Annotated in this window: 33 protein-coding genes and 1 pseudogene; 20 read left to right on the top strand and 14 right to left on the bottom strand. The window is 54.8% G+C overall.

All coding sequences use genetic code 11. From position 1 onward, the window contains the following. Nucleotides 1-9: 9 nt before the first annotated feature. Nucleotides 10-1,473 carry a hypothetical protein gene (locus tag TIRI35C_RS08395; RefSeq protein ID WP_188202490.1) on the top strand — a complete coding sequence of 488 codons (1,464 nt, stop codon included), beginning with the start codon at nucleotides 10-12 and terminating at the stop codon, nucleotides 1,471-1,473. Here TIRI35C_RS08395 and TIRI35C_RS08390 read toward each other — a convergent pair. The 4 genes from TIRI35C_RS08390 to TIRI35C_RS08375 form a co-directional block, all read right to left on the bottom strand. Further along, nucleotides 1,463-1,819, bottom strand: a complete 357-nt coding sequence (locus TIRI35C_RS08390; protein WP_188202489.1) for an Mth938-like domain-containing protein — start codon at nucleotides 1,817-1,819, stop codon at nucleotides 1,463-1,465. The two genes, TIRI35C_RS08395 and TIRI35C_RS08390, sit on opposite strands and share 11 nt — an antisense overlap. Continuing rightward, nucleotides 1,809-2,483 (bottom strand): nuclease-related domain-containing protein, encoded by a 675-nt coding sequence (locus TIRI35C_RS08385; RefSeq protein WP_188202488.1) that lies wholly within the window; start codon nucleotides 2,481-2,483, stop codon nucleotides 1,809-1,811. The genes TIRI35C_RS08390 and TIRI35C_RS08385 overlap by 11 nt, the downstream gene beginning before the upstream one ends. Nucleotides 2,484-2,488: 5 nt before the next feature. Further along, a complete protein-coding gene (locus TIRI35C_RS08380) occupies nucleotides 2,489-3,007 on the bottom strand; it encodes an NUDIX domain-containing protein (RefSeq protein WP_188202487.1) in 519 nt (172 codons plus the stop codon). A 67-nt stretch (nucleotides 3,008-3,074) separates the two neighbouring features. Further along, nucleotides 3,075-3,923 carry a carbohydrate kinase family protein gene (locus tag TIRI35C_RS08375; protein WP_188202486.1) on the bottom strand — a complete coding sequence of 283 codons (849 nt, stop codon included), beginning with the start codon at nucleotides 3,921-3,923 and terminating at the stop codon, nucleotides 3,075-3,077. Between the two features lie 121 nt (nucleotides 3,924-4,044). Here TIRI35C_RS08375 and TIRI35C_RS08370 point away from each other — a divergent pair, with 121 nt between their 5' ends. From TIRI35C_RS08370 to TIRI35C_RS08360, 3 genes are read left to right on the top strand one after another with little or no spacing between them, the layout of a single operon-like run. Beyond that, entirely contained in the window at nucleotides 4,045-4,362 is a 318-nt protein-coding gene (locus tag TIRI35C_RS08370; RefSeq protein WP_188202485.1) for a Gar1/Naf1 family protein, read from the top strand. Nucleotides 4,363-4,368: 6 nt separating this feature from the next. Next, the gene (locus tag TIRI35C_RS08365) at nucleotides 4,369-5,280 is read left to right on the top strand and encodes a transcription initiation factor IIB (protein ID WP_188202484.1); all 912 of its coding nucleotides are present in this window, start codon (nucleotides 4,369-4,371) and stop codon (nucleotides 5,278-5,280) included. 9 nt (nucleotides 5,281-5,289) lie between these two features. Then, on the top strand, nucleotides 5,290-5,784 hold the full coding sequence (locus TIRI35C_RS08360; protein ID WP_188202483.1) for a YfcE family phosphodiesterase: 495 nt from the start codon (nucleotides 5,290-5,292) through the stop codon (nucleotides 5,782-5,784). Between the two features lie 46 nt (nucleotides 5,785-5,830). Here the strand turns inward: TIRI35C_RS08360 and hpkB are convergent, their stop codons facing one another. Next, nucleotides 5,831-6,034: an archaeal histone HpkB gene (hpkB, locus tag TIRI35C_RS08355; protein ID WP_014013473.1), complete on the bottom strand. Its 204-nt coding sequence runs from the start codon at nucleotides 6,032-6,034 to the stop codon at nucleotides 5,831-5,833. Between the two features lie 391 nt (nucleotides 6,035-6,425). Between hpkB and rbcL the strand changes: the two genes are divergently transcribed. From rbcL to TIRI35C_RS08340, 3 genes are all read left to right on the top strand, one after another. Beyond that, nucleotides 6,426-7,760 carry a type III ribulose-bisphosphate carboxylase gene (rbcL, locus tag TIRI35C_RS08350; RefSeq protein ID WP_188202482.1) on the top strand — a complete coding sequence of 445 codons (1,335 nt, stop codon included), beginning with the start codon at nucleotides 6,426-6,428 and terminating at the stop codon, nucleotides 7,758-7,760. 94 nt (nucleotides 7,761-7,854) lie between these two features. Then, nucleotides 7,855-8,436 (top strand): thymidine kinase, encoded by a 582-nt coding sequence (locus TIRI35C_RS08345; protein WP_188202481.1) that lies wholly within the window; start codon nucleotides 7,855-7,857, stop codon nucleotides 8,434-8,436. Nucleotides 8,437-8,517: 81 nt separating this feature from the next. Then, nucleotides 8,518-9,114 carry an ArsR/SmtB family transcription factor gene (locus TIRI35C_RS08340; protein ID WP_188202480.1) on the top strand — a complete coding sequence of 199 codons (597 nt, stop codon included), beginning with the start codon at nucleotides 8,518-8,520 and terminating at the stop codon, nucleotides 9,112-9,114. Between the two features lie 42 nt (nucleotides 9,115-9,156). On the opposite strand, the gene TIRI35C_RS08335 is transcribed toward TIRI35C_RS08340, so the two are convergent. Together TIRI35C_RS08335 and TIRI35C_RS08330 are read right to left on the bottom strand one after the other, a co-directional pair. Further along, the gene (locus tag TIRI35C_RS08335) at nucleotides 9,157-9,360 is read right to left on the bottom strand and encodes a 30S ribosomal protein S17e (protein WP_167891009.1); all 204 of its coding nucleotides are present in this window, start codon (nucleotides 9,358-9,360) and stop codon (nucleotides 9,157-9,159) included. Nucleotides 9,361-9,457: 97 nt separating this feature from the next. Then, a complete protein-coding gene (locus TIRI35C_RS08330) occupies nucleotides 9,458-9,604 on the bottom strand; it encodes a hypothetical protein (protein ID WP_188202479.1) in 147 nt (48 codons plus the stop codon). Between the two features lie 93 nt (nucleotides 9,605-9,697). Between TIRI35C_RS08330 and TIRI35C_RS08325 the strand changes: the two genes are divergently transcribed. Both TIRI35C_RS08325 and TIRI35C_RS08320 read left to right on the top strand, forming a co-directional pair. After that, complete coding sequence (locus TIRI35C_RS08325) at nucleotides 9,698-10,117, top strand: DUF371 domain-containing protein (protein WP_188202478.1); 420 nt, start codon at nucleotides 9,698-9,700, stop codon at nucleotides 10,115-10,117. A 29-nt stretch (nucleotides 10,118-10,146) separates the two neighbouring features. Beyond that, a complete protein-coding gene (locus TIRI35C_RS08320; RefSeq protein ID WP_188202477.1) occupies nucleotides 10,147-11,469 on the top strand; it encodes a glycerate kinase type-2 family protein in 1,323 nt (440 codons plus the stop codon). 3 nt (nucleotides 11,470-11,472) lie between these two features. Here TIRI35C_RS08320 and TIRI35C_RS08315 read toward each other — a convergent pair whose 3' ends face one another. Then, nucleotides 11,473-12,273 (bottom strand): SPL family radical SAM protein, encoded by an 801-nt coding sequence (locus TIRI35C_RS08315; protein WP_188202476.1) that lies wholly within the window; start codon nucleotides 12,271-12,273, stop codon nucleotides 11,473-11,475. Nucleotides 12,274-12,312: 39 nt separating this feature from the next. Between TIRI35C_RS08315 and TIRI35C_RS08310 the strand changes: the two genes are divergently transcribed. Together TIRI35C_RS08310 and TIRI35C_RS08305 are read left to right on the top strand one after the other, a co-directional pair. Then, nucleotides 12,313-12,960 carry a M48 family metallopeptidase gene (locus TIRI35C_RS08310; protein WP_188202475.1) on the top strand — a complete coding sequence of 216 codons (648 nt, stop codon included), beginning with the start codon at nucleotides 12,313-12,315 and terminating at the stop codon, nucleotides 12,958-12,960. A 2-nt stretch (nucleotides 12,961-12,962) separates the two neighbouring features. Next, entirely contained in the window at nucleotides 12,963-13,358 is a 396-nt protein-coding gene (locus tag TIRI35C_RS08305; RefSeq protein WP_188202474.1) for an NfeD family protein, read from the top strand. On the opposite strand, the gene TIRI35C_RS08300 is transcribed toward TIRI35C_RS08305, so the two are convergent. Then, entirely contained in the window at nucleotides 13,330-13,767 is a 438-nt protein-coding gene (locus tag TIRI35C_RS08300; RefSeq protein ID WP_188202473.1) for a hypothetical protein, read from the bottom strand. The two genes, TIRI35C_RS08305 and TIRI35C_RS08300, sit on opposite strands and share 29 nt — an antisense overlap. A gap of 67 nt (nucleotides 13,768-13,834) precedes the next feature. On the opposite strand from TIRI35C_RS08300, the gene TIRI35C_RS08295 reads away from it, so the two are divergent. Beyond that, nucleotides 13,835-14,263 (top strand): CoA-binding protein, encoded by a 429-nt coding sequence (locus tag TIRI35C_RS08295; protein WP_188202472.1) that lies wholly within the window; start codon nucleotides 13,835-13,837, stop codon nucleotides 14,261-14,263. On the opposite strand, the gene TIRI35C_RS08290 is transcribed toward TIRI35C_RS08295, so the two are convergent. Genes TIRI35C_RS08290 through TIRI35C_RS08280 form a run of 3 tightly spaced genes read right to left on the bottom strand, consistent with a single transcriptional unit; the run spans nucleotide 14,260 to nucleotide 16,013 of the window. Next, nucleotides 14,260-14,682 (bottom strand): PIN domain-containing protein, encoded by a 423-nt coding sequence (locus TIRI35C_RS08290; protein WP_188202471.1) that lies wholly within the window; start codon nucleotides 14,680-14,682, stop codon nucleotides 14,260-14,262. The two genes, TIRI35C_RS08295 and TIRI35C_RS08290, sit on opposite strands and share 4 nt — an antisense overlap. Beyond that, nucleotides 14,654-14,869: a hypothetical protein gene (locus TIRI35C_RS08285; RefSeq protein ID WP_188202470.1), complete on the bottom strand. Its 216-nt coding sequence runs from the start codon at nucleotides 14,867-14,869 to the stop codon at nucleotides 14,654-14,656. The genes TIRI35C_RS08290 and TIRI35C_RS08285 overlap by 29 nt, the downstream gene beginning before the upstream one ends. A gap of 43 nt (nucleotides 14,870-14,912) precedes the next feature. After that, nucleotides 14,913-16,013 carry a TRM11 family SAM-dependent methyltransferase gene (locus TIRI35C_RS08280; protein WP_188202469.1) on the bottom strand — a complete coding sequence of 367 codons (1,101 nt, stop codon included), beginning with the start codon at nucleotides 16,011-16,013 and terminating at the stop codon, nucleotides 14,913-14,915. A 119-nt stretch (nucleotides 16,014-16,132) separates the two neighbouring features. Here TIRI35C_RS08280 and TIRI35C_RS08275 point away from each other — a divergent pair, with 119 nt between their 5' ends. From TIRI35C_RS08275 to TIRI35C_RS08265, 3 genes and pseudogenes are all read left to right on the top strand, one after another. Further along, nucleotides 16,133-17,416, top strand: a complete 1,284-nt coding sequence (locus TIRI35C_RS08275) for a prenyltransferase (protein WP_188202468.1) — start codon at nucleotides 16,133-16,135, stop codon at nucleotides 17,414-17,416. Beyond that, nucleotides 17,395-17,682, top strand: a complete 288-nt coding sequence (locus TIRI35C_RS08270) for a hypothetical protein (protein WP_188202467.1) — start codon at nucleotides 17,395-17,397, stop codon at nucleotides 17,680-17,682. Before TIRI35C_RS08275 ends, TIRI35C_RS08270 begins: the two co-directional genes overlap by 22 nt. 4 nt (nucleotides 17,683-17,686) lie before the next feature. Next, nucleotides 17,687-18,109: pseudogene (locus TIRI35C_RS08265) on the top strand (secondary thiamine-phosphate synthase enzyme YjbQ). A gap of 7 nt (nucleotides 18,110-18,116) precedes the next feature. Here the strand turns inward: TIRI35C_RS08265 and TIRI35C_RS08260 are convergent. Further along, the gene (locus TIRI35C_RS08260; protein WP_188202465.1) at nucleotides 18,117-18,674 is read right to left on the bottom strand and encodes an Era-like GTP-binding protein; all 558 of its coding nucleotides are present in this window, start codon (nucleotides 18,672-18,674) and stop codon (nucleotides 18,117-18,119) included. 49 nt (nucleotides 18,675-18,723) lie between these two features. On the opposite strand from TIRI35C_RS08260, the gene TIRI35C_RS08255 reads away from it, so the two are divergent. The 5 genes from TIRI35C_RS08255 to wtpC all read left to right on the top strand — a co-directional run bounded on the left by TIRI35C_RS08255 (nucleotide 18,724) and on the right by wtpC (nucleotide 22,508). Beyond that, nucleotides 18,724-19,032, top strand: coding sequence for a GTP-binding protein (locus TIRI35C_RS08255; RefSeq protein ID WP_188203156.1), 309 nt, complete (start codon nucleotides 18,724-18,726; stop codon nucleotides 19,030-19,032). Nucleotides 19,033-19,034: 2 nt separating this feature from the next. Next, nucleotides 19,035-19,592 (top strand): HD domain-containing protein, encoded by a 558-nt coding sequence (locus TIRI35C_RS08250; RefSeq protein ID WP_188202464.1) that lies wholly within the window; start codon nucleotides 19,035-19,037, stop codon nucleotides 19,590-19,592. Nucleotides 19,593-19,658: 66 nt separating this feature from the next. Then, nucleotides 19,659-20,696: a tungstate ABC transporter substrate-binding protein WtpA gene (wtpA, locus tag TIRI35C_RS08245; protein ID WP_188203155.1), complete on the top strand. Its 1,038-nt coding sequence runs from the start codon at nucleotides 19,659-19,661 to the stop codon at nucleotides 20,694-20,696. A gap of 38 nt (nucleotides 20,697-20,734) precedes the next feature. After that, nucleotides 20,735-21,481, top strand: coding sequence for a tungstate ABC transporter permease WtpB (gene wtpB / locus TIRI35C_RS08240; RefSeq protein ID WP_188203154.1), 747 nt, complete (start codon nucleotides 20,735-20,737; stop codon nucleotides 21,479-21,481). Next, on the top strand, nucleotides 21,474-22,508 hold the full coding sequence (gene wtpC, locus TIRI35C_RS08235) for a tungstate ABC transporter ATP-binding protein WtpC (RefSeq protein WP_188202463.1): 1,035 nt from the start codon (nucleotides 21,474-21,476) through the stop codon (nucleotides 22,506-22,508). Before wtpB ends, wtpC begins: the two co-directional genes overlap by 8 nt. Here the strand turns inward: wtpC and tsaA are convergent. Next, complete coding sequence (gene tsaA / locus TIRI35C_RS08230; RefSeq protein WP_188203153.1) at nucleotides 22,480-23,136, bottom strand: tRNA (N6-threonylcarbamoyladenosine(37)-N6)-methyltransferase TrmO; 657 nt, start codon at nucleotides 23,134-23,136, stop codon at nucleotides 22,480-22,482. The two genes, wtpC and tsaA, sit on opposite strands and share 29 nt — an antisense overlap. Nucleotides 23,137-23,139: the final 3 nt, after the last annotated feature.

The raw sequence follows: 23,139 nt of genomic DNA, 5'->3' as shown, positions 1-23,139 counted from the left end.
GGTGGGAGCATGTTCGAGATAGTCAGAATCCTCTACAGGGAGCTTCACTACAGGCGCCTTAAGAGCAACCCCCAGATAGCGGCCGACCCGGAGAAGTTCAGGAAGCAGCTCAGGAACTCCGGGGACATGAAGAGGGGCATAGCCCTCCAGTCCGTTGCCTTTCTCTTCTTCGGGATCATGATGGCTGGAGGTATCGCCGGAGCGGAGGACGAGACGAGGGCGTCCGTTATGTTCGCGACCTACGCGCTCCTGCCCTTCGTGATGGCCCTCTACACGACGACGGTAAACGCTTCCTACGCCGTCTCGATGGGAATCTTTGAGCCTCTCAAGCCTCTGCCGATAAGGACCGGCTCAAAGTATCTCAGCGTTCTCCTGGCGATAGACAACGTTCCCGCCGTTATAGCCCTCCTGCCGGCTGTCATTGCTATGGCCACAAAATACGGACTTTCTGGGGTACTCGGCCTTCTCTGGATCCTTACGGGGGCGTTCCTCGGCCACGTCCTTGGACTGATCGTTTTCACATTCTTCGGTTCGGCGAGCGTCGGCGGCAGGTTCTCAAAGCTCAGAACCCTCGCCAGAACCGTTGGGGTTATACTCTTCATCAGCATGTTCTATGCCCTCAACTACCTTCAGAGCTACATCAACGAGCACTACGAGGAGATACTGCCCTTCTTTGCCAGGTACTCGATAGCCTATCCGTTCTCGGTTGCATCGATAGCCGATCCCCTCCACTCTCTCCTTCTGGTTCTTGGCTATCTCACCGTTCTAGTTCCGCTCTACCTGTTTATCCTTGGACGGCTCTGGGGAAGGCTTGAGGAGGGGGTGGAGGTTTCCCGCTCCAGAAACGTCCGCTTCAAGGCCGAAACCCACCATCCGGTTCTGGCCATTGCCCTCAAGGATCTGAGGATAGCCTTCAGGAAGAGCGCCCTCCTCGTGGGTTTGATTTTCCCCCTCTTCATAATCCTGCCGAGTGCAGTCAATCTTCTCATTTCCGGCTCCGTGAGAGAATGGGCCGTTGCGTCTGTCCTCCTCATGATAGCGTGGGTTGCATCAATCAGCATTGACACTGTGCTCAAAATAGACGGGAAGGAATTCGAGTTCCTTAGGAGTCTGCCCATAACGGTGGGCCAGTTCGTCAGGGGGAAGCTCCTCGTCATGAACGCCCTTCCGGTCACTGCTGGAGCGGGACTTGTCCTTGCGGTTTCTTACCTCGACCCAAGGAAGATAGTTCTCCTGCCCGCTGCCGTGGTGCTTCCCCTCCTAACATCTTCCGTGGCGATGGCCTTCTTTTACTGGAACGAAAAGGAACTCTCTATTCCTGAGACCAACTTCGGCCATGTGTTGGTTTTGATGCTCCTCAACGGAATCGCCCTCGGAACCGTTGCCGGGATCTGGTACTTTTTCGGCTACGCCTATGCACTAACCGCGGCAACTTTGGGGGTTCTCCTTGTCCAGAGATTCCTCAGCAGGTGACGTGGAAAATCGCGAGAACTCTCTTCTTTTTGTGCAGTTCGTTGAATAGATTTACCGCCTCGCTTGTGGGAAGCTCATAGACCTCTTTCCCCTCTACGAGCGACCTGCTCTCCGGCAAAAGTGACAGCCTTTCCCAGGCGCCGGTTCCTACTATCAAAACGTCGAACTCCTCCTTCAGGTACTCCCTCAGCTCATCCGGGTCGAGCCTATGGCTTGTCCCGTGCTTTTCCTTGCTGAGCCACTTTTTTCGCCTCTCGATTTTTCCGCTTGGATAGATCACGATGTCGTGGTCGTAGACCTTTCCATCGACGACTATCTTCCCGAAGGCGGGATATTCAACCTTCATAGCGACCCTCCGTTATCGTATGTCCAAATTTTTCGAGGTTGGATACTATCTCTTCAACAATTTTTTGATCAAGACTGCGTTTTTCCTCAAGGATGAACTTTTTCAACGTGTCCGGGGTCAGGATGGGAACAGTTGACTTTCCTATGACAGTTCCAGAACCGGTAAACACTATCACCGGTTTAACAAAAATCTTTTGTCCAGTAGAGCGTTCTATGAATCTTGATAGCTCAAGGGCCTGCGCTTTTGTTGCTTTGCTAATGCTTTTTATTTTTGCCCAGCCAGCAGACTTGTGTATCCACCAGTTATCCCCGTCCACCATGACATCCGTGTTATAGTTCTTTACTTCGATTGCGAACACTCCCCTCTCCGAAATAAAGACATGGTCAATATTTCTTCCATCATGCAGGACGACATCTGAGACAGTATATCCGTTTATACCTTCCAGAACCTCAAGGACGCGGACTTCCCCGATGTACCCTTTTAGAAACCTCTTCCCACTTTGCCTTAAATAGAATCCTCCTGCCAACATGGGTAGCGAGAAAATCGAAAGCGGCGGAGCCACAGCTATCCCTATAATACCTGAGATTACTGCCATTCCCATCAGAAAGTTTCCCAGCTTCACCCTGAACTGTCCTTCTTCCCCGGTGTACAGGGGAGGTCTCATCAATCTCACCGGCGGTCTTTCAGAGCGAGCGCGTCCTTCAGAATCTTAGCGTGGTCGAAGGCCAGCGGCAGCTTTAGTGCCTCATCCATGGGGAAGACATGCACTTCTTTGGCGTCGTCCCCGGCCTTCAGTTTTCCGGTTCCAACCGCCAGAAATGCCGTCGTCACGGTGTGCCCCCTCGGGTCTCTGTTTGGGTCGGAGTAAACGCCGACGAGCTTGATGAGCCTCACGTCGAGACCTGTTTCCTCCTTCGCCTCCCTCTTTGCCGCGTCCTCAACGGTTTCCCCGTACTCAACGAATCCCCCGGGCAGGGCGTAGTGACCTTTGAACGGTTCGTGCTTCCGTTTTATGAGGACAACGCCGCCGTTGTAGAGTATCACAACGTCTGCGGTGAGGCCTATGCACCTATGTGACTCGACCTTGAGCTCCGGATGGGTTCTGGAGAGAAACTCTCTGAGCTCCTCCCTTACGGGGGTTATATCGTAGCCCTTCGGGGCCTTAACGAGCAGAACGTATCGGTCCATGCCATCACCTCAGGGAAGTCTCTCATCATTTCTCAGTATGCTGACGTTTCATCATCGGCGGTCATAATTATTCCTGAAGATTTATATCGTTAAGCCTTTCGACTGTAACTCTCCTCGCCAGCTCGTTCACTTCGTCCATCGGGAAGTCGAAGCTTCTGCGCTGGAGAAAAAGGGCCGTGAAGGCGCTGGCCCTCTTGAGTGCTTGAATGAAGGGGCAGTCCCGGTAGAACATGGCAAACGATGCCAGAAAAACGTCGCCCGCGCCGGTTGATTCCTCCACCGCAACCCTCGCTGGAGTGTAGGTGTACTTTCGTCCCCGGAGGTATGCCCGTCCAACGTCGGCACCCCGGGAGACCAGCAGCACTTCTATTTTGTCGGGATCGAGGTTTCTTACGAGCTGGGCCTCGGAGGCGTCGGCGTGGAGAACCCTCAGTCCGTTAAAGATGCCGCCGTCTACCCCCGTCAGCTTAAGTCTTCCAGGATTGGGCGACCTGATGAACCCCTGGACGTCTGCAGCAACGAAGTTGCTCCTCCTTTTGGCGAGTGCAACGGTTTCGGGTGTAACCTCGCCTGCAACGGGGTTGAGGATGATTATATCGTAGCTCCCTTGTGGCATGTCGGTTATTCTCTCCGCGACGGAGAGGAGGCTGAGTTCTCTTGTGTTCCCGTCAAGATAACGGAGGCGGTAGGATGTGCTGCTTTCCGCGGGTATCGTATGGAGCACTATGCCCTCTTCCTCAAGTTCCCTGAGCCAGCTTTCTGGGAAATCCTCCCCAACGCTGGTCAGGATCTCGACCGTGCAGAATCTGGACAGGGCCATTGCAGAATAGTACGCCCCGCCCCCGATGCGGTGCTCGACTCCAGAACTCTTAACGATGATATCCCTGACGAGATGACCAACGATTAGGCACCTCATTTTGCCCGCCCAATCTTTACTGTTAGCCACGCTTTCCATAAAAATCTTTTGGAAATTTGCGAAAAGTTTATAAGGGCAAAAACGAAAAGCTTAAAAGGATATGTCCTTTTGGGGTGGGGCTATGAAGCGCCTGGGTAAAGTTTCTCACTATGCAAAGCAGGGGTTCCTGGTTCTCAGGACCGACTGGGTTCCTTCACTCAACGACCCGGTGGTTGACAAAAAGCTCACCGTGGTCGGGGTAGTGAAGGATGTTTTCGGGCCGGTTAAGAGGCCCTATGTGGCCGTCAAGCCGCGGGTCAAGAATCCCGAGAACTACATCGGTGCGTTGCTGTACGTTGATTCCTCCAGGAAGAAATCCGGGTCCGGCAGAAAAGCTCGGTCCGGGAAGAAGCGTTTCAAGGGCAAGCGTTCTCGCCCTGCCCCCAGAAAGAGGGGGTGAGAGCTTTTGGCTGATAAGAATGTATGTCCGGTTTGCGGCTCCGATAAGCTGTTTTATGACCCGAGGAGAGGCGAAATCGTCTGTTCTGTCTGCGGTTACGTTGTTCAGCAGAATGTCGTCGATGAGGGTCCTGAGTGGCGCGCCTTCGATCCCGACCAGAGGGCCAAGCGCGCCAGGACCGGTGCGCCCATGACGCTGATGATCCATGATAAGGGCCTCTCCACCGACATAGACTGGCGCGATAAGGACATACACGGGAACCAGATAACCGGCATGTACCGGACCAAGATGCGCCGCCTGAGGATGTGGCAGAGGAGAATGCGCATAAACGACGCGGCCGAGCGTAACCTGGCCTTCGCCCTGAGCGAGCTGGACAGAATGGCCGCCCAGATGCGCCTCCCGAGGCGCGTCAAGGAAGTCGCGGCCTCGCTCTACAGAAAGGCCGTGATGAAGAAGCTCATCCGCGGGCGCTCGATTGAGGGGATGGTCTCCGCGGCGCTCTACGCGGCGTGCAGGATGGAGAGCATTCCCAGGACTCTTGATGAGGTAGCAGCCGTTTCGAAGGTCACGAAGAAGGAGATAGGAAGGAGCTACCGCTTCCTGGCCAGGGGCCTTGGCCTTAACCTCCGCCCGACCAGCCCGATTGAGTACGTTGACCGCTTTGGCGACGCTCTGAACGTTAGCGCGAGGACGAAGAAGAGGGCCAAGGAGATACTCCGGGAGGCCATTAAGAGGGGCATCACTAGCGGAAAGGGTCCTACAGGTCTCGCGGCGGCGGCACTCTACGTTGCCTCCCTCCTGGAGGGGGAGAAGAAGACCCAGCGCGAGGTGGCGGAGGTAGCGCACGTAACCGAGGTCACCGTGAGGAACCGCTACAAGGAGCTCGTGGAGAAGCTCAACATAAACGTCCCGATATGAGGGATGTCCGTGCTTATAGCGGTGACGAGCGACACCCATTACGGTGATAAGACCCGAAACCCTCCTTCCCTTCTTTTCCAGCACCTTGAGGAGAAAAATCCCGATTTGATACTCCACGCTGGCGACGTTACATCCCATGAGCTTCTGGAGGAGCTTGAGAGGTTCGCACCGGTGGTAGCCGTTCGGGGAAACGCTGATTACCTCAACCTGCCCGAGGAAAGGGTTATCGATGTTGACAACGTTGTAATCGGCCTTCTCCACGGGCCCCAGTTCTTCTCGCTCAACGCCCAGTTTCTGACGCTCAAAGCCCTTGACATGGGGGTCGACCTTCTCATATTTGGCCACACGCACCGTTTCTACCACGATACCTACTCAATCCATGGGAAAAGAGTGGTTCTCCTCAACCCTGGCTCGCCAACGTTCCCCAGGATGGACTCGCCGGGCTTTGTGTTTCTCGAGATTAAGGGAGAAAACATCCGTGTTGAAAGGATTACTTTCTGGTAGGTTCACATCAACTCCCAGAAAAGCTGAGTAAGGAAAAGAAAGGCCATCAGCTCTTGATGGCGAGCTTGATGTCCTCGGCCTTGACGGTCTTCCTGCCGGCGTGGTGGGCAAGGTCGACCGCCTTCCTGGCGATCTCCATGGCCTTCTCCTCGAGGTGCTCGGCCAGGAGCTTGGCGGCGTCCTCGCTGACGCGGGCGGCGCCGGCCTTCCTTATCAGCCTGTCAACTGGGGCAATCGGCAACTCAGCCATTTTCCCAACCTCCTAAACGTTGTTTTGCAGGTATCTGCGTTCTATTCTAGGAAGGAAGGCCTATATAAACTTTTCGGAAACAGGGCCTTCTGGGGGCGATAATCGGCTGTTTTTAGGTGGGGTGTTTAGAAATTAGGCATCCTTCGCCTGCCACCTTATGAACGGCCCAATACAAACCAGAGGGCAAAGTTTTGAAAAGGCAGATCTGCCCTTGAAACCCAGTTTGCCGGAGGGACACAGCTTTGATTTTCAAAAGCGGGGCAGGAGTTTGGAGCGTTGACGCAGGAAAAGTGTCCCCGATACTCATATGGGGGCAGGAGTGTCCCAATAATGAACCACAGCATTTTTATAGGTGGCGGTGCAATCTTTAGGCTACTCAGGAGGTGAAAGCATGGTAGAGAAGTTTGACAAGATATACGACTACTACGTGGACAAGAGCTATGAGCCCAACAAGAAGAGGGACATCATAGCCGTGTTCCGCGTAACCCCTGCCGAGGGGTACACCATCGAGGCGGCCGCGGGAGCGGTTGCTGCCGAGAGCTCAACCGGAACCTGGACGACGCTCTACGAGTGGTACGAGAGGGAGAGATGGGAGAGCCTCTCCGCGAAGGCCTACGACTTCGTTGACATGGGAGATAGAAGCTGGATAGTAAAAATAGCTTACCCTCTGGATATCTTTGAGGAGTTCAACATGCCGGCGTTTCTCGCGAGCATAGCGGGGAACGTCTACGGAATGAAGCGCGTGGACTGGCTCCGTCTTGAGGACATTTACCTGCCCGAGAGGTTCCTGCGCGATTACCCCGGCCCAGCCTTTGGAATAGACGGGGTGAGGAAAAAGCTTGAGATCTATGACAGACCCCTCTACGGCGTGGTTCCAAAGCCGAAGGTCGGCTATTCACCGGAAGAGTTATACCGGCTTGCCCTTGACCTCTTCACCGGCGGGGCAGACTACCTCAAGGACGACGAGAACCTCGCCAGCCCATGGTACAACCGCTTTGAGTCCAGGGTCGAGGTGGTCTCGAAGGCTATGGAAAAGGCGGAAAACGAGACCGGCGAGAAGAAGACCTGGTTTGCAAACATAACCGCACCCATTCTTGAGATGGAGCGCAGGCTTGAAATCCTCGCCGATTATGGTGTTCCCCATGCAATGATCGACATCGTCGTCCTCGGTTGGGGAGTCTTGGACTACATCAGGGAGCTGGCCGAGGATTATGGCATAGCACTCCACGCCCACAGGGCCATGCACGCGGCCTTTGACAGGAACCCGATGCACGGCCTCTCGATGTTCGTCTTAGCCAAGCTCGCGAGGGTTATAGGCGTCGACCAGCTCCACGTCGGAACGGCCGGAGCCGGGAAGCTTGAGGGAAGCAAGTGGGACGTCATACAGTACAAGAGGATCATTACCGAGAACCACTACGTGCCGGATGAAAAGGATGTCTTCCACCTGGAGCAGAAGTTCTACCACATGAAGCCGGTCTTCCCGACCAGCTCGGGTGGTCTTCACCCCGGAAACATTCAACCTGTCATAGAGGCCCTTGGAAAGGACATCGTTCTACAGCTCGGCGGCGGAACGATGGGCCATCCGGACGGACCGGCCGCTGGAGCTAGGGCAGTCAGACAGGCGATAGATGCCATCATGCAGGGCATCCCGCTTGACGAGTACGCCAAGAGCCACAAGGAGCTCGCCAGAGCCCTCGAAAAGTGGGGCCACGTCACTCCAGTCTGATACTGCCAACTTTTTTCTTCCATTTTCGTCTTCCGTTCAACTTTTCACCCGGAGGAGATTTAACGGGTGGGGATGTTCTTCCCCCGGTGGTGTTATGGTTCACCCTGGTGGATTCCTGGAGATCATAACAGGGCCGATGTTCGCGGGCAAAACCACTGAGCTTATAAAGAGGATAGAGCGGCAGACCTTTGCCAAGAGGAAGGCTGCCCTCTTCAAGCCCAGCATCGACAACAGGTATTCCGAGGATGACGTGGTTGCCCACAACGGTCTCAGGTATGAAGCCTTCGTCGTCCCCACGAACGAGGAGGGCGTTGAACTCATCGAGAGGATTACCCTGGGTGAGGGCTTCGAGGTAATCGGGGTTGACGAGGTTCAGTTCTTTCCGCCGGTAATAGTTGAGACGCTGAACCGCCTCGCCGACGAGGGAATCTACGTGATTGCGAGCGGCCTCAACCTCGACTTTAAAGCCGACCCCTTCCCGGTGACCAGGGACCTCCTTGTTCGTGCGGATAACATCGTCTACCTCACCGCCGTCTGCACGGTCTGCGGGAAACCCGCGACCAGGAGTCAGCGTCTTATTGATGGGAAGCCGGCCCCGAGGGACTCTCCGATAATCCTCGTCGGGAGCAGCGAGAGCTATGAGGCACGCTGCAGGGAGCACCACGTTGTTCCATAATCCCCCAATTTTTCTCCCGTATCCACCGAAAAGCTTAAAGTAATCTTTTCTTACATCAGGTTAGGGAAAGGGGGTGAGACCATGGAGTCAAATAAGAACATGGGGAAGTTACTTGACATACTGGGAAACGAGACGCGAAGGAGGATACTCATCCTGCTCACCAAGAGGCCTTACTTTGTGAGCGAGCTTAGCCAGGAGCTTGGGGTGGGCCAGAAGGCGGTCCTTGAGCATCTGAGGATACTCGAGAGCGCCGGGCTCATAGAGGGAAGGACTGAGAAGATACCGCGCGGCAGACCCAGGAAGTACTACACGATAAAGAGGGGCTTCAGAATGGAGGTACTGCTCACCCCGTACACCTTCGGCACTGAGATGTACGAACCGAAGGCCCCCAGGCGGACCAGGGAGTACAACCAGGCCAGGGCGCTCATAAAGTCCACCGAGCCCGCGGACGCCAAGATAGACGAGCTCCTGACGTTTCTAACGGAGATACAGGAGAGGATAAACGAGATAATCCGGACAAAGCAGGAGCTGGAGGAAGTCCGCCTGCTGACGGAGACGTACATAGAGAATTTCTTCAGAAGGGTGGCTCAGGAAAACGAACGGGAGTTCGAGAGGCTCCTGAAGGAGTTCGCCCCCAGGCTGCCGAGAAAGATACTTGAGGACCTGGAGCACTTTTAGGGCGGCCAGAAGGGCCGAAGAGAATAAATCCTAGAAAAGGGCTCAGAGCATCTTGCCCTCTTCCTTCATCCTCACGAGCTTGGTTATGTAGCCCGCTATCCTGTTTCTGATGGTCTTGCTGGTGACGTTGGTGAGTTCCTCAACCTTCTTCTTGTTGTGCTCGAAGTCCCTCGTGAACTCGTTCGGGTAGCGGTCAAACAGCTCGCGGGCAGTTCTCTTGATGAAAGTCTGCTTGATGTTTCCCATCATCAACCCCCCGTTAGCTTGATCCTTACAGCCGTAACTCACATCATAAGAGGCCTTTTAAAAGTTTTCCCAGAACAATTGAAAACAAAGGAGTTCTTCACTTTTTCCCGAACCTCCTGTGGAGGAGTTCGAGCACCTCAACGCTGGTTCCCCGGGGATAGACTTTCCCGAGGGAGTTTACCCTTACAACGGCAAATCCCGCGTGAACCCGCAGGAAACCCTTAACGACACGCCCCAGGCTCATCGTATCACCCGATGTAGTATTTTCTGGTCACACTTAAAAAGTTTTTCACTGGTTTGGCCGGAAATTTATAAACCCCCGCCCGAAGCTGGAACCATGTTGAGAGAAATCATCCGCTGCAGGGGACACGAGAACGTCAGGGCAACCCACAAATCGACGCTTGAGTTCACGAAGGAAAACTACCTCACGCCCCGCGGTGACTGCATACTGTGCATCGAAGCGGACAGGGGCATAAACGACCTGAGCGAGGATTTCAAACGCGCCCTCAAGGCCGGGAAGAGGCTCTTAATCCGCATCAGGGTGGGCGACCTAACCGACGAGGTCCTGGCCGAGGGGAGCCCGGAGCTGATTCTCGAGCACGAATACTCGATGGTCATCAGGAAGAGCACCTACGTGGACGCCAGAACCCTCGCGATAAGGGCCAACAAGGCCGCCAGGGACATAGACAGGAAAATAGTGGAGCTTCTGAAGAACGCCGAGACGATTGCCGAGATTGAGCTGGTGGTGCTCGACTGATTTTTAAACTTTGCAAACTATCTTTTCACATGACGCCTAAAGAAACGGCACTTGCCCTGATGGACGCGGCTCTGAAAGCCGCCGACCCGTACCTCGCGGTGAAAAGGAACCTTGGTATTGAGGGGAACAACCTGGTCGTTTCTGGCGAGAGGTTTCCTGTTCTGGGAAAGGTCTACCTCCTAGCGTTTGGCAAGGCCGCCTGCTCCATGGCAAAAGCTATAGTTGACCTCCTTGGGGAACGGATTGAGGAAGGTGTAATAATCACCAAGTACGGCTACGCCGAAAACTGCCCCAAGCTGGGAAGGCTTAAGGTCATCGAGGCCGGGCATCCTGTTCCGGACGGGAACTCCCTCCTGGGTGGAAGGCTCGGCCTCGAACTGGCGGAAAAGGTTGGAGAAAACGACATTCTCCTCGTCCTCATCTCCGGTGGCGGAAGTGCGCTCTTCCTCCTCCCGGAGAGGGGGATAACCTTGGAGGACAAAATTAGAACGAACGAGCTCCTTCTGAAGAGCGGTGCAAAGATATACGAGATAAACACAGTGAGGAAGCACATCTCGGCGGTGAAAGGCGGTAAGCTGGCAAAACGTGTAAAAGGTACCGTGATAAGTCTCATCCTCTCGGACGTCGTTGGAGACCCGCTTGAGGCGATAGCCTCTGGTCCGACCGTGAAGGATCCGACTACATTCCAGGACGCCTTCCGGATACTGAAGCTCTACGGCGTCTGGGAGAGGCTGCCGGAGAGCGTTAGGAGGCACATCAAGCTGGGACTTGAAGGAAAGGCCGAAGAGACCCTCAAGGAAGATCTGCCCAACGTCCACAACTTCGTAGTCGGAAGCAGCACCCTCGCCTGCGAATCAGCGCTGGCAAAGGCGAGGGAGCTCGGCTACAACGCGGCGATACTCACCACGACCCTCGAAGGCGAGGCCAGGGAGATAGCCCTGGCAATCGGCTCGATAGTCCAGGAGATAGCCAAATACGACCGCCCGGTTCCAAGGCCTGCCGTCCTGGTAGCCGGCGGAGAGTGGACGGTAACTATAGAGGGGGAAGCCGGTCTCGGCGGGCCGAACCAGGAGTTCGCGCTGAGCGTGGCGAGAAAAATAAGCGGTCTGAACGCGGTTGTTTTGGCCGTTGATACCGACGGGACGGACGGGCCAACTGATGCCGCCGGCGGGATAGTGGACGGGAAAGCGCTGGAGAAGCTCAAGAGCGAGGGAATAGATGTCGAGGAAGTCCTCAGGAGGCACGACGCATATAATGCGCTGGAAAAGGCCGGCGCGCTCCTCAAGACTGGCCCGACCGGAACGAACGTGAACTCGCTGGTGGTGGCTGTCATTCCGGAGATACATCAATAAATTTCAAAGCCCCACGAACTCCCAGCCTTCCCTGTGGGTCTCTATTCCCTCTGCCTTCACGTGTAGGCCTCTTATCTCCTTCTTCAGCCCCCACAGGAACTCTTCAAAGGCCTCATCACCGGTCAGGGCCTCGTAGCTCTCCGGATACTCATCGCGGAGGAGCTCCCGGAATTCCCTTCCGGAGGCGCGGAGGTTGAGCACTTCAAAGAAGTAGTAGTCCGAGAAGTCCCTCGTGTCCTCCACTACGGCGGAAACGTCCGTTATCTCTGGAATTATAGGGCTGACGAAGACGTACGTTTTCAGTCCAGCTTCGTGAAGTTCCTTAAGGGCGCTAACCCTCGCCTCGTGAACCGGCGTTAGGGGTTCGAAGAGCCTCTTTTCTCTCCCCCTAAAGCCGTTTATCGTGAGGCCGACCTCTATCGTTTGGAACTCCTTGAAAAGGGCGATGTCCCGGGTTGCCAGGGGGGACTTGGTGAGAACCGAGAGTTCGTTCCTCTTGTCCATGTAGCGCAAAACCTTCCTCGTAAGCTTCAACTCGGCCTCTATCGGCTGATACGGGTCGCTCACCGTTGACATGACGACGCTTCCGGAAACGTGCTTTCTAGCCAGCTCGGGCGCGTTGGTCTTGACTTCGACCCAGCTACCCCATCTCCCGTAGTCCTTCCACCTCGTCAGAAACTTGGCGTAGCAGTACTCGCATGCGAAGGCACAGCCGACGTACTGGTTGGCCACCCACTCTACGCCAGGAATTTTGGATCTGGTGTAGATGCTCTTGGCGCGCCTCTCTATAACCCGAACCTTCATAAGGACTTTTTATCCATTCTCCTTAAAAGGTGAGCGGCAATGCTGAGGGTTCGCCGTCGGCCGGTTAAGTACGCGAGGCTTGAGGTGAGGCCGGACGGGACGGTTGTCGTTACTGCTCCGGATGGTTTCGACGTCGATGCCCTGATCGAGAGGCACCGCGGCTGGCTTGAGGGCAAATTGGCCGAGATAGAATGCCTTCGCGAGATAGCCGAATCTGGCTTTCCCATCAACGGCGAGTTCTACCAAGTCATCCACGGGAGAAAGCCCAAGGTTCACGAGCGGTTCAAGACCGTCGTCCTCTCACCCAATCCCAGCGATGTCCTTGACTGCCTGAAGAAAATCCTCCGAAGGGAACTCCTGCCCCTCGTGGATTCCTACGCCCACAGGATGGGAGTTAAATATGGAAAGGTCTATATTCGCCATCAAAAGAGCCGGTGGGGGAGCTGCTCCCCCAGGGGGAACCTGAACTTTAACGTTCGCCTCATAGCCCTTCCCAGGGAGCTTAGGGAGTACGTTGTAGTCCATGAGCTCGCCCATTTAAGGTATCTCAACCACTCGAAGGCCTTCTGGGAGCTCGTCGAAAGGTTCTACCCCGACTACAAAACCGCGAGGAAGGAGCTCAAGAAGTGGTGGACGATAGTCGAGCTGAACCCCTACTGGAAGTGGCTGGCGAGGGGCGAGGTTTAAAAATGGGGCGTGTAAAAACCAGGAACCTTCTCAAGCTCCTCGCGCTGATGGCCGATGAGGTGATAGTCGGTATTTTCATATTCCTGATACTTCCAGGGATAGGCGTGGAGATTCCCCTCTGGGCAGGCTTGCTCGTGATAGCCGTTCTCTTGGCCAAGGACTTCCTCATAGCGCCCTTTGTTCTCGGCGGTGGAGCGGACAAAAGGCCCGAAACCGGCCCCGAGAGTCTGATGGGGAGAACCGCCCTCGTTGTTGAAGACCTTTCACCTGAGGGAGTCGTCAAAATTGACGGTGAACTCTGGAAGGCGGAATGCACGAACGGAACTGCAAAGGCCGGCGAGGGGGTCAGGGTGGTATCAGTTCGGGGCACTAAGGTGCTCGTGGAACGCCGAGGGTAGCTAAAACCCTTGCGACCTCCTCCGGGTTGTTGGTCGTGAACGAAATCGTCCAGCCCTTCCTCTGATGTATCGTGACGCAGCCCCTGGCCGGCAGGTTGAAGTGTATCGTCCCGTAGCAGGAGGTCCATCCCTCTCCAACCCTAAAGCTAGCGATGTTCTCGATGGGGATCGTTTTCCTGACCACAAGCCCAATGGCGCCCCTTATCCTCAGCTCGCGCTCGTCTATCTCGATTCTGATTGCAATGACATCGAGGAGCAGAACCGTAACTCCAACCGTGGTCGCGAGCATTATCTCAACGCCTTCGCCTGCCTGATACGTAGCGTAGAGGCCCGCGAACATCGCAAGGATCGGGGTCAGCATGATGATCTGAAATACCCTGTTCGTTAGGGTCTCTTCATAGAGTGCCATATTCTCACCGGAGGAACTTCCGGTTAGAGATTTAAACCCTTTTTTCAAACCAAAAGTTGGTGATAGCATGGTCAGGATAATGCCCGTAGACAGGCTGAGCGACGATGAGATTAAGGATATTTTGACGAAGTACAGAAAGATCGCCCTCGTGGGCGCTTCACCGAAGCCCGAACGCGACGCAAACGACGTGATGCGCTACCTAATTGAAAAGGGCTACGAGGTCTACCCTGTTAATCCCCGCTATGACGAGGTTCTCGGAAGGAAGTGCTACCCGAGCGTTTTAGAGGTTCCAGACGAGGTGGAGATAGTCGACCTCTTCGTAAGGCCGGAGTTCACGATGGACTACGTCGAGCAGGCGATAAAGAAGGGCGCAAAGGTCGTCTGGTTCCAGTTCAACACCTACAACAGGGAGGCGTTCAAAAAGGCCGGGGAGAAAGGTTTGGTAGCGGTTGCCCACCGCTGCATAAAGCAGGAGCACGCGAGGCTGATAGGTTAACCGATGCCCAGAATTTTGAGAAGTTCTTTCGTTGTTAGGACTTGGATTTCATCCACTTCTTTCAGTCTTTTATCGTTGCTCCAGAGTGGGGCGTTTATCTTTAAAGAGAGGGCGACAAAATCGACATCGTCTTTGTCTGGGGTTATCTCCAAAGCGAGTGGAATGAACTCGGCGTAGAACTCCTCTTCAACAAACATCACGTGCTCTCGCAGTGTTGAAATCAGAGACTCGAAGTCTTCTGGAGTTATCCTTGCCTTTTTCATTATTACATTTTTATGCTCGTACAGCTCTTCTATGGCGAATTTCGGACTGATAAGCCTTCCAGATAATAGGAAAATTAACTCCCTTGTGGTGGTGGATTTTCCGAAGAAGGAGAACAGCACGTTGGTGTTAACCACGAGAAGAGTATTTTCTCTCAAGGTACCCGCCCCGTCCAGCTTTTGCCTTTCTTCCGAGTTCTATCGCCTCTTCCTCTGTCAACTCTGAGTTCTTAAGGAGTTCGTTTACTCGCTCAAGGCTCTCCAAACGGCTAACTATGGTCTCTGCTATAAGTTTAGCGAGCTTTTCGTCCACTGTGGGGGGCACTCTCAGGACGATGTTTCCCATCCAACCACCAAGTAGAACTACTCACGTTTCCTTATAACAGTTTTTAGCCCCGATACCTCAGCACGTGGATGTCCCTGACGAGTTTGTGCCTCTCCTCGTAGTCAGTGTACTTTCCAAGAACTTCGAAGCCGAGCCTGGCCAGCCACTTCCTCTCCTTTCTGTATATTCCCCCTCCGCTCAGCCTGTAGGCAGGGAAGACGAAGACCACCCTTCCGTTCCTCTTGAGAACGTCGCCGAAGCTCTCGAAGACGGAATAGTAGAATCTGTCCAGCTCATTCGCCAATCTTATCGCTTCCCCCCTGCTCGGGTTCCTTTTGAGGGGCTTTCCGAGGTAGGGTTCCGTGACTACCGCGTCGAACCTCTGCCTGAAGCAGCGCTTCAGCTTTCTCGCATCGCAAACTTCAAGGTGAGCGGAATTTTTAAGGCGGAACTCCTTCCTGAGCCATGAGAGGTTCTTCTTAGCTTCGCTTATTCTCTCCGGATCTCGGTCGCTTCCATAAGCTGAAAGCCCTTGAAGGACAAACTCCTGGACTATCGTCCCTATGCCACAGAAGGGGTCGAGGAAGGCGCCCTTCCTCACCTCCGTCAGGTTCACCATTATCCTTGCGAGCCTGGGAGGGATGGAAAGGATGGGCCTCTGGACGGGCCTCTCCACGTCGAGCTTCTTCAGCTCGAACGGGTCGGTGACCTTCACGGTCTCTCCGACCCAGAAGCTCCCGTCCTCGCGGAAGAGAAAGACGAAGTCCTTAACCTCTGGAAGTCCCTTGAGGATAAGTTCCGCCGGCATCGCGTAAACTTTAGCCGGCTTAAAGAACTTTGAGGGCCCCTCGGCTTTGAACTCCCTCTTTATCGTGCTCCCCAGCTTCCGCCAGAGCTTCCAGTCGCCCTCACCGTAGAGGCTGACCGTGAAAAGCCTCGCATATTCGAGTTCTTTTATGGCATCCTCACCCTCGCCGGCTATCTGGACCAGTTTGAGTGAACCCCCCAGCCAGTGGAAGTACCTCTCCACCGCGGTGGATGACTCAAATACCAGCCAGTCCCGCGCGGACTCGATAACTCTAACTTTAAGGTTGAACCTTCTGGTGAATGCATAAAATTCTGCCTCACTGAGGCGTGGATTTTTGCCAAATATCACCGCGTACATGGTCGCATCCTTCGAGGGAGCCCTTAAAAACGTTCCGAGGGTTAGGTTAATAAGATGTGACGTGCAATAAGGAATAATGGAGGTGTGCAAAATCCACAAACGTACGGGGGATATGTGGCATGATTGTCAAGGAAATCCTCGCTTCCGTTGAGGTAATCCCGGACCCCTATATAAAATCGGTAACGTACGCTAAAATAGGTGAGAGGCTTGCCAAGGCCAGAGATGGCAGTTATAAAACCGCGTTTCTGAAGGCTCTCGAAACGGCGAAGGAGATAGATGATCCCGTGAAGATGTTCCGGGCGCTCCTGTCAGTCGGTTATTCCCTCGGCAGGGCGGGTCTGAAGTCCTCCAAGAGGATATACCTGGGTGTTCTTGAGGACTCACGCGTCCTTCCCGCACCTCCTAGAGACGTTATAATGAGGACTGCCGCCGCCTACATGCTTGCCCTGGGGGAGGTGGGCGAGGCTATCACCTACGCACTGGAGGTGAATGACCGTACCCTCCGGAACGAGATCCTTCTTGAGATCATCCGGACCAACACAAGGATGATTGGAAGGGAGCAGCTTAAGGTAGCCTCCCGCATCAGAAAGAGCAAGCTTGCCCTTGAGTACATTGACGATGAGCCCTATCGCTCCAAGGCCCTTCTCGAGCTGATCAAAGCATACCTCGCCCTCGGGAGCTACGAAAACGGAATCTCGCTGATACTGGAGATAGAGGTGAAGGAGTGGGCGAGGCACGCCTTCAAGGATGTGGCTTTCTACCTGAAGGACCGGGAGGTACTCGGTCACTACATAGATTCCCTTGAGGCCGTTGCCAACGGACTGATTGAGAAGTTTGGGGAGGAGTTCACTGAGGAGCTTGCCCTCGCATTCGCCTTGAGCGGCGAGGGGGTTTCTGCCGCCGAACTCATAAGGCGCCTGGAGAACAGCGATGAGGTGTTTGTTAAAATCGCCCTGGACCTCCTTGAAAGGGATCACAACGTTCTCCCGGCTTTTATCTCGGCCCTTGAAGAGGATGAAGCGGAACTCGTCGGGAAGGCCGTGATGAACCGCATCCTGGAAAGGCCCGAGCTCGGGGGATGGGAGATAATTAAGGCCATAGGCAAGAGCACGTCCAGCGAGGAGGTATGGGCCAAGATCGCCCGCTACTACGTCATTACGGGTGAGCTGGAGGGTGCTATGAAGGTTGGAAGCCTGCTGAGGGACGAGAGGCTTCGCTCGATAGTCATGGCCGACATCGCCCACCACCTGGTCAAGAATGGAGATATTGAGCGTGCCATCGATGCCGCCCTCGAGGTTCGCGACCCCAAATTCTCTTCGATCCTTGTCTCTGAAATCCTGATAAAAGCTCTCGAACAGGAGCTTCCGGGGAGGGTTAAGCAGTGGAACGGCTCAAAGCACTGAGGAAGTCGAGGAGCAATCGGGTAGAGTTTATAGCGGACATGATCTCCCTGCTCCTGGCCGACAAGGAGCTGTACTCCGACGAGGTTCTTTTCAGGGATGCGGTTGAGGAGATATATTCCATCCTGCGCTCGGAGGTCACCGAGAAAGGCAGAAGAGACCTCGTCGAGGCCTATGAGCTTGCGGTTCTCCTCAAGGCGGTAGTGTCCGGCAGGGTTAAGGGTGCCGAGGAGCTGCTGGTGGAGATCAGAAAGAACCTGCCCGGGTGATGGGATGCTCTTTGAGATCGAGGTTTCCACGGGGGAGAAGTTCCAGATAGTTGATATAACCCCCGAGGTCCAGAGGCTCGTCTATCGCTCCGGGGTTAAACATGGCATCGCCGTCATTTTTGTCAAACACACAACCACTGGCCTCCTGATAAATGAAGCTGAAAACGGACTTCTTCGGGACATCAAAGCTAGGATGGAAGAGCTGGTTCCGGAAGATGCCGGCTACGCCCACGACCGTATAGACAGCAACGCCCACTCACACCTGCGGGCGACCCTCTTCCTGAACCCCGAGGTCGTCGTTCCCATAGATGGGGCCGAGCTCCAGCTCGGGACCTGGCAGCGAATACTCTTCATCTAGCTGGACGGCCCGAGGCGCAGGAAGGTTCAGGTCATGGTGTGTCCATGTCCAGAGTTCCCTGAGGAGTAATGTGCCTTCAAACGTACTGGGCGTAGTACGCCAGCCTCTTGATTAGCTCATTGAATCCCTCATAGGTCACCAGCGAAAGCGGAATCGCCTCCTGCTCCAGGCGCTTCTTTATTATCTTTCTAAGCTCCTCAACACGCTCCCGCGGAACCAGATCAATCTTGTTTATGACCACTATGATGGGCTTCTCGTAGCGGAACTTGAGCATGTGGTGAAGCTTCTCCATGCCCCTGTGCAGGCCGACCGTGGCATCGACCATGTGAATTACTATGTCCGCGGAGACTATCTCCTCAATTATCTCCCGGAACTTCTCTTCGCTCAGGACTTTGCCCCTCAGCTCCCTCTGGGGGTCGAAGAGGCCGGCCGTGTCTATGAGGACGAACTCGTCGGCTCCTCCGAGGGGATTTTTCATGCTCTTCGGTATCTTGAGCTTTCCGAAGCGTCTCCGTATCGTCCCCTTGGTCGTCCCGGGGAGGTTCTCCACCTCGGAAATTCTACCTCCTATGAGGGCGTTCATGAGCGTTGACTTGCCGACGTTCTCGGCACCGATGATCGCAACCTTTATCATACCCTCACCCCACAGATATTTACAAGGCTGGCCTATAAAGGTGATGAGCATGCCCAAGCGGGTCAAACTCGGTCATCATTACTATTACATCGTTACGGTTGATGAGCTGAATTCATTCAGGGGTAAGAACGTCGTCATCGAGGGCACCATCGAGGACAAACCCCTGGTGGAGTTCCTCCCCATGGAGCTACCTGGTTACAGGACGACCTTTAAAGTTTCCGGGCTCAGGGTGGAGTTCTCTGGAAGTCCGTGCCTCGGAAAGGGCGAATGGGTGAAGGTCTATGGGAGATTCCTCGGCGACTGCATAATGGCGAGCGCCATCGAGACCGAGAGGGCAGTTTTCACGACGGAGGAGTGAGAATGTCCCTTCTCGACCTTTTTCTGGAAGCCGGAAACCTGAAGAGGCTCCCCAGAACCGGCTGGCTCCTTCGGGGTGTTTCAAACCCCGAGAGCATAGCCGACCACAGCTACCGCGTGGCATTGATAACCCTCTTTCTGGCCGATGAACTGAAGGCGAAGGGCTTTGAGATAGACGTTGAGCGGGCCCTCAAGATAGCCCTTCTCCACGACCTGGCGGAGGCGAGGGTCACAGACATACCCCTGACGGCGCAGTACTACCTCGACAAGGGCAAGGCCGAGAAGAAGGCCGCGATGGAGCTTTTCATTAAAACATCGAATCCGAGGGAGTACTTCAGGCTGTGGAGGGAGTACGAGGAGGGGCTTAGCTTGGAGGGCAGGCTTGTAAAGTTCGCCGACAAGCTGGAGATGCTGATTCAAGCGTATGAGTACGAAAGGACCGGCTTTTCCAATCTCGACGAGTTCTGGGGTGCTCTGGAAAAGCTCCGCGAGAGCGAGTTTTACGAGCACTTCCGGGATCTGGTGGAGGGGCTTGTGGCCTTGAGAAAACAAAATCGTTAACGTTAATTCTTTTGTTTGCTCAAAACGTTTAAATACACGCTTCTGCCCATTCCATTGGTGGTTCCAATGCGGTGGAAGGGCATTGCACTTATGGCTCTCCTCGTGCTGTCGGTTATTTCAGCTGGTTGCATAAACGGTTCCGGCAACTCCGAGCTAAAAGAAACCACCCTTGTGGTCTTTCATGCCGGTTCTCTGAGCGTCCCTTTCAAACAGTTAGAGGATGAATTTGCCAAATACGCGGAGGAAAACCTCGGTTACAGGGTCACCTTCCAGGACGAGGCGAGCGGGAGCGTTAAGGCCGTTAGAAAGGTCACCGACCTGGGCAAGAAGGCCAATATTGTTGCTGTCGCTGACTACACCCTCATTCCCCAGCTGATGGTGCCGAAGTTCACGGACTTCTACGTCCTCTTCGCGACAAATGAGATTGTCATAGCCTTCACAGAGAAGAGCAAGTACGCCGAGGAGATGAAGGCCCACCCGGAGAGATGGTATGAAATCCTCGCGAGACCCGGGGTTACCTTTGGTTTCTCCGACCCGAACCAGGACCCCTGCGGCTACCGCTCCGTCATGGTCATGAAGCTGGCCGATTACTACTACGACAAACCGGTATTCGAGACCCTGGTCGAGAGGAACACGAACATATACTTCAACGGGAGCATAATAGTTGCTCCAAAGGAAATCCAGGTGAAGAGCGATAAGGTCGTCATAAGGCCCAAGGAGACGGATTTAACGGCCCTCGTCGAGAGCGGGAGCCTGGACTACTTCTTCATCTACAAGAGCGTGGCGGAGCAGCACAACTTAACTTATATAACCCTCCCGGACGAGATAAACCTCAAGGACTTCAACAAGGCCGACTTCTACGGTAAGGTGGGCATCTACATCGGCTCCACCGGCAAGGTCATCAAGGCCAAGCCCATCGTCTACGGCGTTACCGTTCCGAAGGACGCGCCCAACAGGGAGCTTGCCATTGAGTTCCTCAGGTACCTCCTGGGCGAGAACGGCAAGCGGGTCTTCCAGGAGAACCACCAGGACTTCATATGGCCGCCGGTTGCCTTCGGCAGCGTCCCGGACGAGATAAAGTCCCTCGTCAAGGTTGAGGGGTGAGGTTTTTATTCACCTTATCCAACTCTATGGGGATCGCCATGGGGAGGGATTACACTCTCTACTTCTTTGCAGCCCTGGGGAGCTTTCTAATACTCTACATAGCCCTGCCCCTGCTCGTCATACTGGCAAAGCAGGCCTCGGACGTGGATATGCTCCTCAAAACCCTTCACGACCCCTACGTTATCGAGGCCCTCAGGAACTCCCTCCTTACAGCGACAGCGACTGCTTTGATAGCACTTCTCCTCGGCGTTCCCCTCGGCTACGTTCTGGCGAGGAAGGAGTTTCCAGGAAAGAGCCTCGTCCAGGCCCTGGTTGATGTCCCCATTGTCATCCCGCACTCAGTCGTCGGAATAATGCTACTCGTTACCTTCTCCAGCGCAATCCTCGACAGCTACAAAGGTATAATAGCGGCCATGCTCTTTGTTTCGGCCCCATTTGCGATAAACGCCGCGCGAGATGGCTTCTTAGCTGTTGACGAGAAGCTCGAAAACGTTGCCAGAACCCTCGGGGCGTCGCGTATGAGAGCGTTCTTCTCAATAGCGCTCCCGATGGCGTTTCCGGCCATAGCGAGCGGGGCCATAATGACGTGGGCTCGTGCTATAAGCGAGGTCGGTGCTATACTCATCGTCGCGTATTATCCTAAAACGGCTCAGGTTCTCGTTATGGAGTACTTCAACAACTACGGCCTGAGGGCCTCGAGACCGATTTCCGTTGTCCTTATCGTGATGAGCCTCACCGTTTTCGTTATCCTGCGCTGGCTCGTGGGGAGGAAGGCCAATGCTTGAGGTCAGAGAAGTCTCCAAGGACTGGAAGGAGTTCCGGCTGAGGGGAATAAGCTTTGACGTGAGCGAGGGGGAGCACTTCATAATCCTCGGCCCGAGCGGGGCCGGGAAGACTGTGCTCCTTGAGATAATAGCGGGCATAATCGAACCCGACGTCGGAAAGATAGTCCTCAACGGTGAGGACATAACCCACTTCCCTCCCGAGAGGCGTGGGCTCGCTTATATCCCCCAGAACTACGCCCTCTTTCCCCACATGAGCGTTTTCGACAACATAGCCTTTGGACTTAAGCTCCGGGGGATTCCAAGGTCTGAAATCGAGAGGAAAGTTGGGGAAATATCCGGGATTCTGGGAATAGGCCACCTCCTCCGCAGAAAACCGAAGACCTTGAGCGGTGGCGAGCAGCAGCGCGTGGCCATAGCGAGGGCCCTTGTTGTGGAACCCGAGCTTCTGCTCATGGACGAGCCATTCGCGAACCTCGACGTTCAGACCAGGGCGAAGCTCATAGGTGAGATGAAGCGCTGGAGGGAAGAGCTTGGCTTCACGGCTTTGCACGTCACCCACTCCTTCGAGGAGGCGGTTAGCCTGGGCGACAGGGTAGGCGTTATGCTCAACGGAAGGCTTGTGCAGGTTGGCCCCGTCAGGGACGTCTTTTCGAGGCCGACGAGCGAAGAGGTCGCTCGCTTCCTCGGCTTCGAGAACATCATCGAGGGCACCGTGGAGGGAAGAATTCTGAGGAGCAACGGGGTCGAGATAGAGCTTCCCGCCGAGACCATGGGAAGGGTTCGCGTTGGCCTAAGGCCGGAGGATATAATACTCTCCCTTGAACCCATCAGGAGCTCGGCCAGAAACGAGTTCAGGGCAACTGTCGAGTCGGTTGAAGAGCTCGGCCCGCTCGTCAGGGTTCATTTGAGAATCGACGGGTTACACCTCAGGGCCTTCATAACCCGCTCCTCGATGTTGGAGATGGGAATAACGAAGGGAAAAGAGCTCTACGTCAGCTTCAAGGCGAGTGCATTACATGTGTTCTGAGCTTGTCCTTTATCTCCACGGGCAGGTTCTCGTAGACATCTTTCAACGCCTCGATGAGCTCCGCTAACTCTTTCGCGGTAAGTGTGGTTGTCTTCGGCCCGATTTCAAGTATCAGCGCGTCGTACTCCTCTGGAGAAACCTCCTCAAGCTCGTCGAGGTGTTCTGCTTTTCTCGGGATAAGGTTCACCTCACCTATCATCCTGCCCTTTCTGATGTGGGCCTCCCTTTCTTCAATCGGAACCTCCTTCGGGCAGTCGTAGCGCTCGACGAAGATTTTGATGTCAACCACCGGGGTTTCGTCGAAGGCGTCGATATCGTCTATGTAGAGCCTCCTCCCTTCGATGCGGTGTATCCTGACGGTGTAGAGCGCCACCGGGTTCGGCCTGTAGGGTGAGCGCGTGGCAAAAACTCCCCTCAGCGGATTCTCCGGGTTGTTGTAGGGGTGAACCTTCAGGACGTTCCTCCTTTCCGGGGTGTCGCTGGCGTGGAACCAGAGGATCAGCTTTATCCAGTCGCCCTCGGCAAGGCCGTCCATAGCTTCCCTGAACTCCGGGAGGATCTCGATGAAGGTCTCTCCGTCCTTTCTCACGTAGCCAACGGGAACGAGTTTGAAGGGTTCGAAGTTCATAGT

The organism is Thermococcus camini, assembly GCF_904067545.1.
Classification (GTDB): domain Archaea; phylum Methanobacteriota_B; class Thermococci; order Thermococcales; family Thermococcaceae; genus Thermococcus; species Thermococcus camini.
This window is presented reverse-complemented; position numbering and strand designations above follow the sequence as displayed.